This is a genomic window from Paraburkholderia sacchari (assembly GCF_000785435.2).
In the GTDB taxonomy this organism is placed as follows: Bacteria; Pseudomonadota; Gammaproteobacteria; order Burkholderiales; family Burkholderiaceae; genus Paraburkholderia; species Paraburkholderia sacchari.
Genome location: NZ_JTDB02000001.1, coordinates 1109214 through 1123731, shown reverse-complemented (window position 1 = coordinate 1123731; position 14518 = coordinate 1109214). Strand labels below are relative to the sequence as shown.

Sequence of the window (14518 nt, the reverse complement as noted above, 5' to 3'; positions counted from 1 at the left end):
AGTCCGATTGCCTCACATCGGTGTCGATCAGATAGTGAAGGATCGCCCAATGAGCATGCACCGCTTCCGTAACAGGAGAAAAAAATGCTCACACCGTTTGCCCAACGGGTCTTGTCCAGACAGCTGCTCGATGTCCTGATTCGCGCCGGCCTCGTGGCCGTGCTCGTCGTGTTCTGTTACCGGATCTTCAGGCCGTTCTTCGACCTCATGGTCTGGGCGCTGATCCTCGCCGTCACGCTCTATCCGCTTCAGGTCAGGCTGCGCCGTCCATTCTCCAATCGCGACGGTCTGATTGCGACGCTGATCGTGCTCATCTCCTTCGTGGTCATTCTCGCGCCCACCTACATGCTGGTCGTGGCGCTCGCCGACTCGATCGAGCACGCGATAGCCGTGTTCAGGACCGGCAGCGTGCGCATTCCGCCGCCCGCCGATTCGGTTGCGAGCTGGCCGCTGGTCGGCAAAACGGTGTACGCGAGCTGGCTCCAGGCCTCCACGGACCTCACCGGCCTCGCGCAGCGGTTCACGCCGCAAATCAAGGAGGCGGGCCGGGCCCTGATAGGCACCGCGACCGGTCTGGGCGCGGCGCTGCTCGTCTTCTTCGCGGCGCTGATCGTGGCGGGCATTCTGATGGCCTATGGCGAAAAAGGCCACGACAGCGCAGTGCGAATCTCCACACGCATCTTCGGGCCGGGCAACGGCCCCCAGGTGGCCGACCTGTGCACGGCCACCATTCGCGCGGTGGCCCAGGGGGTCGTCGGCATCGCGTTCATCCAGATGCTGCTGATCGGCATCGCATTTATCGTCATGGGCATTCCCGGCGCCGGTCTGCTGGCTCTTGCCGTGCTGCTGATCGGCATCATGCAGCTGCCCGCCACGCTGATTACCGTGCCCGTCATCATCTTCGTGATCGCCACCGAGGGCGCGAGCACCGCCACCATCGTCTTCTCTGTCTATGTCTTCATCGCGGGTCTGGCCGACAACGTGCTCAAGCCCTTGCTGCTAGGCCGCGGCGTTGCGGTGCCGATGCCCGTGGTGCTGATCGGCGCGCTCGGCGGCATGGTGACGGGCGGCGTGATCGGCCTGTTCATCGGTCCGGTGCTGCTCTCGGTCGGCTATCAGCTGTTCTGGCGATGGGTGGAGCAGCCACAAGCGGAGGCGCAGGCAGAGACTGCGCAGGCTCAGGAACAGCCGCAGCCTTGAAGCTGGGAGCCGTGTTGCCCGTCACGCGCCCGATCACGATGGCGATGCTGCTCTGCACAGGCTGCCTGAGCGCGTGCATGCGCGTGGGACCGGACTTCAAGGCTCAGCACGAAGCCTGGAGCGAGCACTGGAGCAGCGCGGCGATCGAGCAGGTCACCCAACAGGTCTCACAGCAGGTCTCACAGCAGGCCGCGGAACCCGACGTGCGCCAATGGTGGCTGATTTTCGGCGACCAGAATCTCGAAAGCCTGATGGACGCCGCCGACGCCAACAATGGCGACATCAAGATCGCCGGCCTGCGCGTGCTGGAGGCCCGCGCCCAGCTCGGCATCGCGCTCGCGGGGCGCTACCCGCAGGTGCAGCAGATCAATGCCGACGTGTTCGCCTCGGCGCGCAAGCGCTCGGATGGCTTCAACCCGCGCTCGGGTGTCTACGCGCAGTACGGCGCGGGCTTCAGCGTCGGCTGGGAACTCGACTTCTGGGGGCGCTTCGCGCGCGCCATCGAATCGGCCGATGCCAACTTCTTCGCGGCCCAAGCGAACCGCGAGGCCGCACTCGTGCTGTTGCACGCGCAACTCGCCGACACGTATTTCACGCTGCGCACGGCCGAGGCCCGGCTGCGCATCGCACGCGAGAACGCGCAGTTGCAAAAGCGCAGCTACGAGATCACGGAAAAACTGTTCAAGAGCGGCGAGACCGACGAGCTGGACCTGCAGCAGGCAAAAACGCAGTATCTCGGCACCCTCAGCAGCATTCCCGAGCTCGAAAGCCAGATCCAGCTCTCGCGTCACGCGCTGTCCGTGCTGACAGGCCGGCCGCCCGGTCCGCTGCCCGAACTCGACGCGCAGTCCGGCAAGGAAGGCGTGGTCCCGCTCGTGAGCCGCGCCGTGCTGCGCGACGTGCCCGCCGATCTGCTGTTGCGCCGCCCCGATGTGCGCGCGGCCGAATATCAGATGGCGGCCCAGTCGGCGCTCATCGGCGTGGCTGAGGCCGACTTCTATCCGTCGGTGTCGCTGCTCGGTTCGCTTTCGTGGAGCGCGAGTTCGCTCGCGGGCTCGCCGAATACGCTTGGCGTGCTGCTGGGCCCGAGCGTGACCTGGAACGTGTTCGATCACGGCAGGATCACCAACAATGTGCGCGTGCAGGACGCCCGGCTCCAGCAGTTGACCGTCGCCTACCAGAACACCGTGCGCGAGGCGGCGCGCGAAGCCGATGATGCCGCCACAGCGCTGATCGCCGCGCTGCGCCGCGAAACGATTCTGAACGACGCGCAAACGGCCGCGCGGCGCTCGCTCACGCTCGCCAACACGATCTATCGCGAAGGGTATTCGGACTTTCAGCGCGTGCTCGATGCGCAGCGCGCCCTGTTCACCCAGCAGGACGCCTACATCGTCAACCGCAGCAACGCGGTGGGCAGTCTGATCGCGCTTTACAAGGCGCTCGGAGGCGGCTGGTACACGGCGCAGCCGCTCGTCGACGCCGCGACCCGCGCGCAGATGCAGCAACGCACCGACTGGGGCGATCTGATCGACGATGCGAGCGCCGCTGCTACCGCTCGTTCAATTTCCCCTTCGGCTGCACCCTCAACCGCCGCTCCCGCCCAAGGTGCGACCCGATGAGCGATACCCCCACCAAACCCCCGCACGCCGTGCAGGCACAGGAGCAAGCCGCCGAACCTTCGGGCAAGGCGCTGAAATGGATCGTCGGGCTGATCATCGTGAGCTTGATCTGGTATCTGCTCGCCGACCGCTTCACGCCCTATACGCAGCAGGCGCGCGTGCAGGCCTTCGTCGTGCCGGTTGCCGCCGAAGTGGCGGGACGCATCACGCGCGTGGTCGTGCACAACAACCAGGAAGTCAAGGCCGGCGACGTGCTGTTCGAAATCGACAGCGATCAATACCGCGTCGCCGTCGACCGCGCGCGCGCCGACTACGAGACCACGCGCCGGCAGGTCGGCGCGAGCACGGCCGGCATCGATTCGGCGCAAGCCTCGCTGCGGGCGGCGCTCGCGAACGAGGTCAAGGCGCGCCAGGACAGCGAGCGCCTCGAGCGGCTCTACCGCGAAGACGAAGGTACGGTCTCGCTGCGCCGCATCGAGGTCGCGCGCGCCACGCACGAGCAGGCCCAGAGCCAGGTGGAGGCCGCGCGCGCCGAAGTCGAGCGCGCCCGCGAGCAGCAAGGCGGCAGCGAAGCGCAGAACGCGCAGTTGCGCAGCGCGGCGGCGGCCGTGAAGAAGGCGGAACTCGATCTCGCCGATACGCGGATCAAGGCCCGCACCGGCGGCGTCATCACCGATCTGCGCGCGGAAGTGGGCCAGTTCGCGCCGGCCGGCAACCCGGTGATGACGCTGATTGCGATCCGCGACGTCTGGGTGAGCGCCGACATGACCGAGAACAATCTCGGCCGTCTGCGGCCCGGCACGCCGGTGGAAATCTCGCTGGACGCGCTGCCGGGCGAAGTCTTCAGCGGCAAGATCCGCAGCATCGGCTATGGCGTGAGCACAGGCCAGAGCACGCCGCCCGGCAGTTTGCCCACGGTGCAGAACAGCCGCGACTGGCTGCGGCCCGCGCAGCGCTTTCCGGTGATCGTCGAGTTCGACCCGAACGAACGCACGCGTCTGCACGACATGCGCGTGGGCGGCCAGGCCGAGGTGATGGCGTTTCCCACCCGGACCAATCCGCTCAATCCGCTGGGCCGCGTGTTCGTGCGCGTGATGAGCTGGCTTTCGTACATTTACTGACCATGCGCTGATCATGCCGACCCTGCCGACAGCAAACAGGCTCTGGATTCCCGGCCTCCGTGCGCTGCGCCTCGCCGCCGGCACGGCGCTGTGTCTCGCGATCAGTTTCGCGCTGGATTTCCCGATTCCCGTGGTCGCGCCGGTGTTCGCCGTGTTTCTGCTCGCGACCCAAACCCGGCCGCTGTCGCTCAAGACCGGCACGGTGCTCGTGCTGGTGGTGGCGTCGACCACGGGCAGCGGCCTGCTGCTGGTGCCGCTGCTGCGTCACTACGCGTTCGCGGCCGTGATGATCGTCGCGGTCATGCTGTTTCTCGCCTTTCGCTACGGACTGCGCGGCGGCAACAATCTGCTCGCCACCTTTCTGGTGGCGGGATTGACGATGATCTCCGCCGCAGGCACGAGCGACTTCCAGCTGGCCGTGACCGTGGTCGGCGCGCTGGCGAAGGGGCTGTTGCTGGCCGTGGCGGTGGCGGCGTTCACACACCGCTTGCTTCCCGAGCCGGCGGACGCGCCGCAAGCGCCCGCCGCGCGCGCGCTGCCCGACGGCGAGGCAAGACGCATCGCGCTGCGCGCCGCGCTCGTAGTGATGCCGGCCTACCTGCTCGCGATGACCGATCCGGCCAGCTACATGCCGATCATCATGAAGTCCGTCAGCCTCGGCAGGCAGAGCTGCACCACGACGGCCCGCACGGCGGCGCGCGATCTGATCGGCTCCACGCTGCTGGGCGGCCTGCTCGCGATCGCGTTCTGGTTCTCGCTCCGGCTGTTCGTGAACCTGTGGATGTTTTTTCTGTGGATGGCGCTGTTCGGTCTGCTGGTGGGCCGCAAGCTGTATCGACTCAGCCCGACGCGCTACTCGCCGGGGTTCTGGCTGAACAGTCTCATCACCATGATCATTCTGCTCGGGCAGTCGGTGCAGGACAGCGTGGCCGGCAAGGATGTGTACACGGCCTTCGCGGTGCGCATGGGGCTCTTTCTGGCGGTCACGGTCTACGCTTGCCTGATGCTGCTGCTCTTCGAGCAACGCCGCGGCGCGGGCTGAGTGCCCGCACGGCGGCGCTATCCTCCCGCTGCGCTCGCCGCATCCACCGCATCCACCATATCGGCCGCGTGCCCCTGCTGCGCTTGCGGCGCCTGCGCTTCCGATGCGGGACTCGCGGGCGCCGGCATCGTCATGCGTTCGGCCTGCGTGACCCATCCGCCGCCCATCGTCTTGTAGAGGCTGACGTACCAGGTCAGCACCGCCGCCTCGGTTTGCGTATAGGAAAGCTCCGCGTTGAAGAGACTGCGCTCGGCGTCCAGCACCTCGATATAGCTCGTGTAGCCGCCCTCGTAGCGCTTGCGCGCGAGCCGCGCATAGGTCGTCAAGGCATCGACCTGCCGGCCCTGCGCGACCAGTTGCGCCTGGGTCTTTTGCAGCGCGATCAGCGCGTCCTCGACTTGCTGGAACGCCGTCTGCACCGACTGAAGATACGCATAGAGCGCTTCCTGCTCGCGCGCTTCGGCCAGATGGACCTGCCCGGTGATGTTGCCGCCGGTGAAAATCGGCTGCGTGATCGCGCCGCCCACCGACCAGATATAGGCCGGCCCCGTGAGCAGGCTCGAAAACACCGTGCTGGCCGCGCCGATCAGCCCCGACACCGAGATGGTCGGAAAGTACAGCGCGCGCGCCGCGCCGATCTGCGCATTGGCCGCAATCAAGTTCTGCTCCGCCGCCAGCAGGTCCGGACGCCGCACCAGCAGGTCCGACGGCACGCCGGCGGGCACGGCCGGCAATTCGATCGACTGCAGGTCGCGCCCGCGCGGGATCGGGCCAGGGTTCTGCGCGAGCAGCACGGAGAGCGCGTCCTCCTGCTGGGCAATCTGCATCTCGATCACCGGAATCGTGGCGAGCGCGGATTCGTACTCGGACTGGCTTTGCGCCAGTTCCATCTGTGACACTTCCCCGTGCTTGAAGCGCAGCGAGAACACGCGAACCGACTCGGCGCGGCTCGTGGCCGTGGCCTGCGCAATTTCGAGCTGCCGGTCGAGGCTGCGCAGATTGAAGTACGAAACCGCCACCGACACCACCAGCGTGAGGACGGTGTCGCGCCGCCCTTCCACGGTCGCCGCGAGTTCGGCGCGCGCGGCCTCGGTCTGGCGGCGCGTGCGGCCGAACAGGTCGATGTTCATCGAGGCCGCCAGCGTCGGCGAAAACAGGTTGTAGACCGGATCGACGTTCGCCGGCAGCGGCACGCCGCCAAGCATCGACGAGCGCTGGCGCGACGCGCTGAAGCCCGCCCCCACCTGCGGGTAGAACGCGGAACGCGTGATCTGCAACTGCGCGGCGAATTCGTCGATGCGGGCCGCGGCGATCTTCACGTCGCGATTGCGTTCGAGCGCCGTATGGATCAGCTGATCGAGCACCGGGTCCTGGAATTGTTCCCACCACACCGTATTGGCCACGTCGGCGACTTCGCCGCTCGCAAAGCGGTAGGTCGCGGGCACCTCGATGTTCGGGCGCACGTAGTTCGGACCCGGCAAACAAGCGCTCAGGGTGAACACCAGCAACGGCGAGAGCCGGCGAGCAAGGGTGGACAAGCGAGTCGACAGGCGCGCGGAAACACGAGCCGAAACATGGGCGGAACCACGGACAGGCGCGCGCATCTCAGCGACCCTCGCGCGGTGCGGAAGGCGTGCCCTCGGGCGCCCCGCCACCGGCCGAACCACTTGCGCCTGGCTTCACCTTGCCCTTGCTCTTGCGCGACGACAGCGTTTCGAGCAGGTAGTAGAACATCGGGATGAAGAACACCGCGATCACGGTCGCGCCGAGCATCCCGCCAATCACGCCCGTGCCGATCGAGTGACGGCTGTTGGCCGACGCCCCCGTGGCGATCGCGAGCGGCACGCAGCCGAGAATGAACGCGAGCGAGGTCATGACGATCGGCCGCAAGCGCTCTTCGGACGCCACGATGGTTGCGTCGAGCACCGAGGCGCCCCCCTCGCGGTTCATCACCGCGAACTCGAAGATGAGAATCGCGTTCTTCGCGGCAAGCGCAACCAGCATGGTGAGCCCGATCTGGAAGTAAATATCGTTCTCCAACCCGCGCATCAAAATGGCGAGCAGCGCGCCGAACAGCGCGAACGGCACCGCCATCAGCACGCCGACCGGCAGCGACCATTTTTCGTACTGCGCCGCGAGAATCAGGAACACCATCACGAGCCCGAACACGAACACCGCGCCCGAGGTCCCGCCCGATTTGCGCGCTTCATAGGCCTCGCCGCTCCATGCCACGCCGAACCCGCTCGGCATCTGCGCCGCGATTTCCTCCAGCGCCGCGATCACCTGCCCGGAGCTATAACCAGGCGCGGCGTTGGCCGTGACCAGCACCGCGGGGAAGTTGTTGAAGCGCGTGAGCAGGTCCGGCCCCGTCACGTAGCGGTAATTCGCCACCGCGCGCAGCGGCACCATCGTATTGTTCTTGCTGCGCACGTAGATGCGGTCCAGATCGTCGGGCTTCAGGCGGTTGGTCGGATCGGCTTGAAGAATCACCTGCCATAGCCGGCTCGATCGATTGAACTGCGACACGTACAGCGAACCGAACATGGTCTGCATCGCGCTATACACATCCTCCACTGGCACGCCGAGCGTTTCGGAGCGCTCGCGGTCCACATCGACTAGCAGTTGCTGCGAATTGGGATTGAAGGTGGTCGTGACGCGCGCGAGTTCGGGCCGTTGGCGCGCCCGCGCGATGAACTGGCGCACGACCTCCGCGAGTTGCGAAATGGTTGCGTCGCCCTTGCTCTGAATCCACACCTCGGTGCCGCCCGTGGTGCCCAGACCCGGAATCGAAGGCGGGTTGACCGGAATGACGACGCCCTCCTTGATGGTCGACAGCGACTTGTACGCATTGACCAGCACCGCGCGCGCATTCTGCTCCTTCGCGTGCCCGCCCGAATAGCGTTCGTCGAAGCCCTTGAGCCCGACGAAGAAGGTGCTCGCGTTGTTCTTGTTCTGCACGTCGAGCAGGCTATAGCCGTCGACAGTGGCAATGCCGCTCACGGCGTCCTGCTTCATGAAGTACGACGCCACCTTGTCCGACACCTCTGCCGTGCGGTCGAGACTCGCGGCGTCGGGCATCGTCACCGCGCCGAGCAGGTAGCCCTGATCCTCGGGCGGCAGGAACGCGGACGGAATCGCCTTCATCATCACGACGGTCACGGCGATCATGCCCGCGAACAGCACGAGCGAGAGCACCCAGCGCCGGATGACGCCATGAACGAGGCCGATATACCCCTTGGTCATGCGCCCGAACGCGTTCTCGAACCAGCGGAAGAACCCCTTCTTCTCGTGATGGCTGTGCTTGAGCAGCAACGACGCGAGCGCGGGCGACAAGGTCAGCGCGACGATGCCCGAAATCACCACGGAAATGGCGATGGTGATCGCAAACTGCTTGTACAACTGCCCGGTGATCCCGCTCACGAACGCGACCGGAACGAACACGGCGCACAGCACCAGCACGATGGCGACGACCGGCCCTGCCACCTCGTCCATGGCGCGCTTGGCGGCGGCCTTTGGATCGAGCTTGTGGACCGTCATGTTGCGCTCGACGTTCTCGATCACGACGATGGCGTCGTCCACCACGATGCCGATCGCGAGCACCATGCCGAACAGCGTCAGCATGTTGATCGAAAACCCGAGCAGCGACATGCCCATCGCCGTGCCGACGATCGACACCGGCACCGCCAGAATCGGAATCAGCGTCGCGCGCAGGCTCTGCAGGAACACGAACACGACGATCACGACCAGCACCAGCGCTTCGAAGAAAGTGTGCACCACGTCCGAGATCGAAGCGCGCGTGAACTCGGTCGTGTCCATCGCGATCTTGTAGTCGAGCCCCTCGGGGAACGACTGCTTCAGTTCATCGAGGGTGGCGCGCACCTGCTTCGACACGTCGAGCGCATTCGCGCCAGGCTGCTGATAGACCGCGATGATGGTGGCGGGCTTGCCCTGGTAGCGGCTGCGGATCGAGTAGTCCTTCTGCCCGAGCTCCGCCCTACCTACGTCCTTCAGCCGCACGATCGCCGCGCCCTCGCTGGCCGCGCGCAGGATGATGTTGTCGAACTCCGAGGGCTGGGCGAGCCGTCCTGGCGTCGTGACGGCGAACGACTGCTCGACGGGCGAGCCCGTTGGCGACTGGCCGATGCGCCCCACCGCGAACTGCTGGTTCTGGTTCTGCACCGCCTTTTGCACGTCGGCCACCGTGATGCCCAGTTGCGCCATGCGGTCGGGCTTGAGCCAGACGCGCATCGCATAGTCTGGAGTCCCGAAGATGCTCGACTGGTTCGCGCCCGGTATGCGCTTGAGCGCATCGAGCACGTAGATGTTCGCGTAGTTCGCGATATAGGTGCTGTCGTAGCGCTCGTCGGGCGAATAGATCGCGATCACCATCATGAACGCCGACGACTTCTTCTGCACCTGCACGCCCTGCGCCTGTACCGACTGCGGCAGCTGCGGGAGCGCGAGATTGACGCGGTTCTGCACGTCGACCTGCGCGAGCTGCGGGTTGGTGCCGATTTCGAAGAACGCGTTGATCGTCAGATTGCCAGTCGATGAACTCGACGAGTTCATGTAAATCATGTTGTCCGCGCCGTTCACCTGCTGCTCGATCGGTGCGGCGACGTTATTGGCGACCACATCCGCGCTCGCCCCTGGGTATGACGCGCTGATCGTGATCTGCGGCGGCGTGATGTCCGGGTATTGGGCGACCGGCAACGCCAGCATGGTCAGCGCGCCGCCAAGCGTGATGACGATGGAGATGACCGACGCGAAGATCGGCCGGTCGATGCAGAAGTGGGAGATGCTCATCGACGCTTCCGGTCAGTTGGCTGCAGCCGTTGCCGGCTGTTGGGCTTGATCGGGTTTCGCAACGATCTTGACGGGGGTGTCGGCCACGACGCGTATCGCGCCATCGACAACGACCCGTTCGCCGGCTTTCAGGCCGTCGAGAATGAACCAGTCGTCGCCGTGCCACTCGCCCACCTCGACCACGCGCTGACGCGCCTTGCCATCCTTGCCCACGACCCAGACAAAATGGCTCTTTGCGCCCTGCAGCACGGCGCGTTGCGGCACGAGAATGGCGTTGGGGCGGATCGCGCCCGAGATGCGCGCGCGCACGAACTGGCCGGGCCGCAGCAGGCCATCGGGATTCGCGAACACCGCCCGCACGAGAAACGTGCCGGTTTCGGTGTTGAACGCGGGATTGGCGAAGTCGATGTTGCCGTGTCCCTTGTAGGTCGAGCCATCGGCCAGTTGCAGCGACACGCTAAACGCATTGTTTTCAGGGAAACGCAACTGTCCCGATGTAACCTGGTCCCGGTATCGCAGTTGCTGGTTTTCCGAAATGCTGAAGTTGACCCACATCGGGTCCAGTTGATAGACGTAGGTCAGCAGCCCGTTCTGCGTCGCGGTGACGTAGCTGCCGTCCTGTTGCCGCGCGAAGCTCGACAGGCCAGTCAGCGGCGACTTGATCGTCGTGTAGCTCAGATTGAGCAAGGCCGTGTCGACCTCGCCCTGAGCGGCGATCACCGCGGCCTTCGACTGCTTCTCGTTGCCGACGGCATCGTCGAGATCTTTCTTGCTCAACGCATTTTCCGCCGACAGCGGTCTCACGCGCGCGAGATTGGCCTCGGCCACTTCGAGGCGCGCCTGCTGCTGGGCCAGTTGCCCCTTGGCGGTTCGCAACGCGGCTTCGAAAGGCTTCGGGTCCATCTGGAACATGGTCTGGCCGGCCTTGACCATCTGCCCTTCCACATACATGCGCCGGTCGAGGAAGCCGTCGACGCGTGCGCGTATCTCCACCTGGCGCGAGCTTTCGGTCTGCGCGGTGAAGTCGAAATCCACGGGGGTGTCGTGCGGCGCCACCGTCGTGACGGTGACCTCGACCTGGGGCGCGGGCGGCAGCGCCTCTTTCTTGCTGCACCCTTGGGCCAGCCCCAGAAGCGCAATGGCGACGGCCATCGCGAACATGCCCAACGGGCGGGACCGGCATGCCGATGCCGGCGCCGTTCGCCATTGCAGCGGCTCTCTTTCATGCATGCACGCACGCGCCATCGTTGCCTCTGAGTGCTTGAACGTACCCACCAGGTCATGCCTGCACGCAGGGCAACTGCGCTGCGCGGCAAACCTGCCGCTGATTCGCCGAGAGCCAGTATGTCCATGCGCCATACCGTCAACAATCGGACTTTGGTCCTAGGCCGGGTCCTGGCCGCCTGGCCGGCCGTACTGGAACTTTGAAAGAAACCGTCCGCGCGGCTCAATAGGACCAAGGTCTTATGGTGCGGCCCCTGACCCGCGGTTCATGCTCATGGGAAGAACATGCGCAGGCCATTTTCCCGGGAGTGAAACGATGTCTGGACGCTCGAGCCATGCAAAAAGCCCGGAGGCCAACTCCGGGGAGAAAATGAGCAACAAGGATTATTTGAAGGAGTTGCACCGGCTTCATATCGAACTGGTCAAAATGCAGCAATGGGTCGTCAAAAGCGGCGCGAAGATCTGCATCGTCTTCGAGGGGCGCGACGGCGCAGGCAAAGGCGGAACGATCAAGGCGATCACCGAGCGCGTGAGCCCGCGTGTGTTCCGCATCGTGGCGTTGCCGGCGCCCACCGAGCGCGAAAAAACCCAGATGTACGTGCAGCGCTATCTCCCCCACCTGCCGGCGGCCGGCGAGGTCGTGATCTTCGACCGGAGCTGGTACAACCGCGCGGGCGTCGAACGCGTGATGGGATTCTGCACGCCGAAGCAGACGGACGAATTTCTGGCTGCCGTGCCGTTGGTGGAGAAAGCCATCATCGGCTCGGGCATCATCCTGATCAAATACTGGCTCGAAGTGAGCCCCGAGGAGCAGACGCGCCGTCTCGAAGGCCGCATCCACGACGAGCGCAAGATCTGGAAGCTGTCGCAGATGGATCTCGATTCGTACAGCCGCTGGTTCGATTATTCGCGGGCGCGCGACGAAATGTTCGCGAAGACCGACCTCGAATTTTCGCCATGGCACGTTGCGCGTTCGGACGACAAGCGGCGCGCGCGGCTGAACATCATCAACCATCTGTTGGGCCAGGTTCCCTACGAGGCCGTCCCGCGCGCCAAGATCGTGCTGCCGAAGCGGCAGAAAGCATCGGGCTACGTGGAGCCGGAATACGCCTATAAGTACGTGCCGGAAACGTTCTAGCCGCCCCATGTACACGAACGGGCTGAGCCGTTGCCAAGCGGCGCCAGTCCCCAATGCGAGGACAATGATGAGCCATTTGTGGATTGGAAATATCGAAGCCGACGTGACGCCGGAAGAGATCAAGGAATTCCTCGGCAAATATGGTCTGCCGCCGTTCGACAGTATCCAGTACGTGCCCGGGAGCGGCGAGCGGCCCGGCGTGATCCTGAGCTACGAGAACGTCGACGCCGAGACGCTGCGCAAGTTTCAGCCGCGCATTCACAACATGTTCTGGAAAAACCACTCGATCGTCGTCCAGGTCATGCCGACGAGAAGCGAAGAGTGAGCGCCGGATGTTTGCAAACGGCGTCTGCAAACATTCGGGCGCGCCACTCACGAATGAGGTTTGAGCGCCGCCCGTTCCGGCATCGTAAATGCGGGTCCGCAGATGTCGGCGCGGTCGGCGAGACGGACCAGTTCCGCGAGCGACTCGGCCCGCATTTTCTCCATCACCCGCGCGCGGTGGATCTTGATCGTCTTCTCCGCCGCGCCTAGCGCATCGGCCACGAGCTTGTTCGGCCGCCCCGCCACGACCAGCGCCATCACCTCGCGCTCGCGCGGCGTCAGCTGATCCACGCGGCGCTGGATTTCCGCGCGTTGCGCGCGCTGCTCGAACAATTGCCGCGCGAGCGCCAGCGCGCGTTCGGTCGCGTCGAGCAACAGGCTCTCGTCCACCGGCTTCACCAGAAAATCCGTAGCCCCCGCCTTCATCGCTTCGATGGCGGTGGGCAGTCCGCCGTGGCCCGAAACAAAGATAATCGGCACGCGGCCGAGCAGCCGCTGCTGCAACGCAATGCCGCTCAGGTCGGGCAGCTTCAAATCGAGCAGCAGGCAGGCAGGCGCGCTGGTCAGGTCGGCGCGCTCGAGAAACTCGGTGGCGCAACTGAAGGTTTGAACGGCATAGCCCGCCGAACCGAGCAGACGCGCGAACGCCCTGCGGATCGAATCATCGTCGTCGACGATGAACACAACGGAGGTGGATGCATTCATGGTCGTTCGCGCACGCCAGTATTCATGGCCACGCCCTCTGCGGGAAGCTCGATATGAAAGGTCATGCCACGGTCGCGATTGCGCTCGGCCCACAGGCGCCCGCCGTGCCCCATGACGATGATCCGGCTGATCGACAGTCCAAGGCCCATGCCGTCCGGCTTCGAAGTCGAGAACGGTTTGAACAGGATGGCTAACTGCTCGTCGCTCATGCCAAGGCCTCGGTCGCGCACCGCAATGCGCACCCCGTTGCCGCCCGGCATCGCGCCGACGTCGACGAACACCGCGCGGTCGCCCGAGCCGCAGTCCAGCACGGCATCGAATGCGTTGATGATCAGATTGACGAGCACCTGCTGCAATTGCACCGCATCGCCTTGCAGCAACGGCAAGCCGTTCTCGATGTGCGAACTCAACCCCACATCGCACTCCCGGCCCCGGCGGTGCAGATGTTGCATAACGTCGCGCACGAGGCGCGCCATGTCGATTGCGCCCATCTCCGCTTGCTCGCGTTTGCCGAAGCGCCGCATCTTGCGGATGATGGCGTGCGCACGCGTGCTGTCGGACACGATCTCTTCGAGCAACTCGAACAGCTCGGCCGTGTCGGGCGGCGTGCTCGACAGAAAGCGCCGGGCCGCCTGAGCGTTGCTGAGTATGGCGGTGAGCGGCTGATCGACTTCGTGCGCGAGCGCCGAGGCCATATCGCCAATATCGGAGACCGGTTCGTGATGCAAACGTCCCCGGTCGTCGCCTTGAACCCCGAACCCCGGCGCGCTCGCGGCGGCGTCGTGAGCCGATTCGATCACCACCACCGCGTACTGTGCGCGGTCGATTGCAAACGAAACGGATCTCGTGACCTGCACGTCACACTGCTCGCCGTTCTTGTAGCGCGCGATGGCCGCCCGCGTCGTGCTGCCCGCGGCGGACGCCGCCCACGACCTGCCAACCGGCGAAACGATCTCCTTGTCCTGCCGCGCAAGCACCAGGGCGCCGACCGGCATCGCGACCAGTTCCGCCAGGTCGTATCCGAACAGCAGCGCGGCTCGCGCATTCGCGCAGACAATGGTTCCTTGCGCATCGACCGCCAGCGCAGCGGACGGGACGACGTCGATCACGCTGCAAAGCATGTGTCGCGCCTCCGGTTCGACATCGCGCTTCGCACGCGCCCCCTGTGGCGATTTGATCAAAGATGCCCGGCGAGTGAAATAGCCTGTTACCCGGGCAAACCATAAAAACATATCCGCGCCGGCTTGCACCGGACTGGACTGCCGAAAAGTGCCTTTCCCGTGTTCCGCGTTCTGGCTATACATGGTGCCCTCCGAACGCACAATCCCGCCTCGAGTTT

At 65.2% G+C, this 14518-nt stretch carries 11 protein-coding genes; 6 read left to right on the top strand and 5 right to left on the bottom strand.

The genetic code is table 11. The annotated features are described in order from the left end of the window. The first annotated feature begins 84 nt into the window (after window positions 1-84). From NH14_RS04975 to NH14_RS04960, 4 genes are read left to right on the top strand one after another with little or no spacing between them, the layout of a single operon-like run. Complete coding sequence (locus NH14_RS04975) at window positions 85-1200, top strand: AI-2E family transporter (protein WP_035521056.1); 1116 nt, start codon at window positions 85-87, stop codon at window positions 1198-1200. A 38-nt stretch (window positions 1201-1238) separates the two neighbouring features. Continuing rightward, complete coding sequence (locus NH14_RS04970) at window positions 1239-2819, top strand: TolC family protein (RefSeq protein ID WP_152617057.1); 1581 nt, start codon at window positions 1239-1241, stop codon at window positions 2817-2819. Further along, complete coding sequence (locus tag NH14_RS04965; protein ID WP_035521058.1) at window positions 2816-3940, top strand: HlyD family secretion protein; 1125 nt, start codon at window positions 2816-2818, stop codon at window positions 3938-3940. Before NH14_RS04970 ends, NH14_RS04965 begins: the two co-directional genes overlap by 4 nt. 13 nt (window positions 3941-3953) lie before the next feature. After that, on the top strand, window positions 3954-4982 hold the full coding sequence (locus tag NH14_RS04960; protein WP_035521060.1) for a DUF2955 domain-containing protein: 1029 nt from the start codon (window positions 3954-3956) through the stop codon (window positions 4980-4982). A 17-nt stretch (window positions 4983-4999) separates the two neighbouring features. Here NH14_RS04960 and NH14_RS04955 read toward each other — a convergent pair whose 3' ends face one another. Genes NH14_RS04955 through NH14_RS04945 form a run of 3 tightly spaced genes read right to left on the bottom strand, consistent with a single transcriptional unit; the run spans window position 5000 to window position 10940 of the window. Beyond that, window positions 5000-6586, bottom strand: a complete 1587-nt coding sequence (locus NH14_RS04955) for an efflux transporter outer membrane subunit (RefSeq protein ID WP_084224956.1) — start codon at window positions 6584-6586, stop codon at window positions 5000-5002. A gap of 1 nt (window position 6587) precedes the next feature. Next, window positions 6588-9788: an efflux RND transporter permease subunit gene (locus NH14_RS04950; protein WP_035521064.1), complete on the bottom strand. Its 3201-nt coding sequence runs from the start codon at window positions 9786-9788 to the stop codon at window positions 6588-6590. 12 nt (window positions 9789-9800) lie between these two features. Continuing rightward, window positions 9801-10940, bottom strand: coding sequence for an efflux RND transporter periplasmic adaptor subunit (locus NH14_RS04945; protein WP_477638843.1), 1140 nt, complete (start codon window positions 10938-10940; stop codon window positions 9801-9803). A gap of 442 nt (window positions 10941-11382) precedes the next feature. On the opposite strand from NH14_RS04945, the gene ppk2 reads away from it, so the two are divergent. Beyond that, window positions 11383-12150, top strand: a complete 768-nt coding sequence (ppk2, locus tag NH14_RS04940; protein WP_407947118.1) for a polyphosphate kinase 2 — start codon at window positions 11383-11385, stop codon at window positions 12148-12150. Window positions 12151-12214: 64 nt separating this feature from the next. After that, window positions 12215-12475, top strand: a complete 261-nt coding sequence (locus NH14_RS04935; protein WP_331253408.1) for an RNA recognition motif domain-containing protein — start codon at window positions 12215-12217, stop codon at window positions 12473-12475. 47 nt (window positions 12476-12522) lie between these two features. Here NH14_RS04935 and NH14_RS04930 read toward each other — a convergent pair whose 3' ends face one another. Beyond that, on the bottom strand, window positions 12523-13179 hold the full coding sequence (locus NH14_RS04930; RefSeq protein WP_052147723.1) for a response regulator transcription factor: 657 nt from the start codon (window positions 13177-13179) through the stop codon (window positions 12523-12525). Beyond that, complete coding sequence (locus NH14_RS04925) at window positions 13176-14300, bottom strand: PAS domain-containing sensor histidine kinase (RefSeq protein WP_052147724.1); 1125 nt, start codon at window positions 14298-14300, stop codon at window positions 13176-13178. The genes NH14_RS04930 and NH14_RS04925 overlap by 4 nt, the downstream gene beginning before the upstream one ends. Window positions 14301-14518 lie beyond the last annotated feature (218 nt).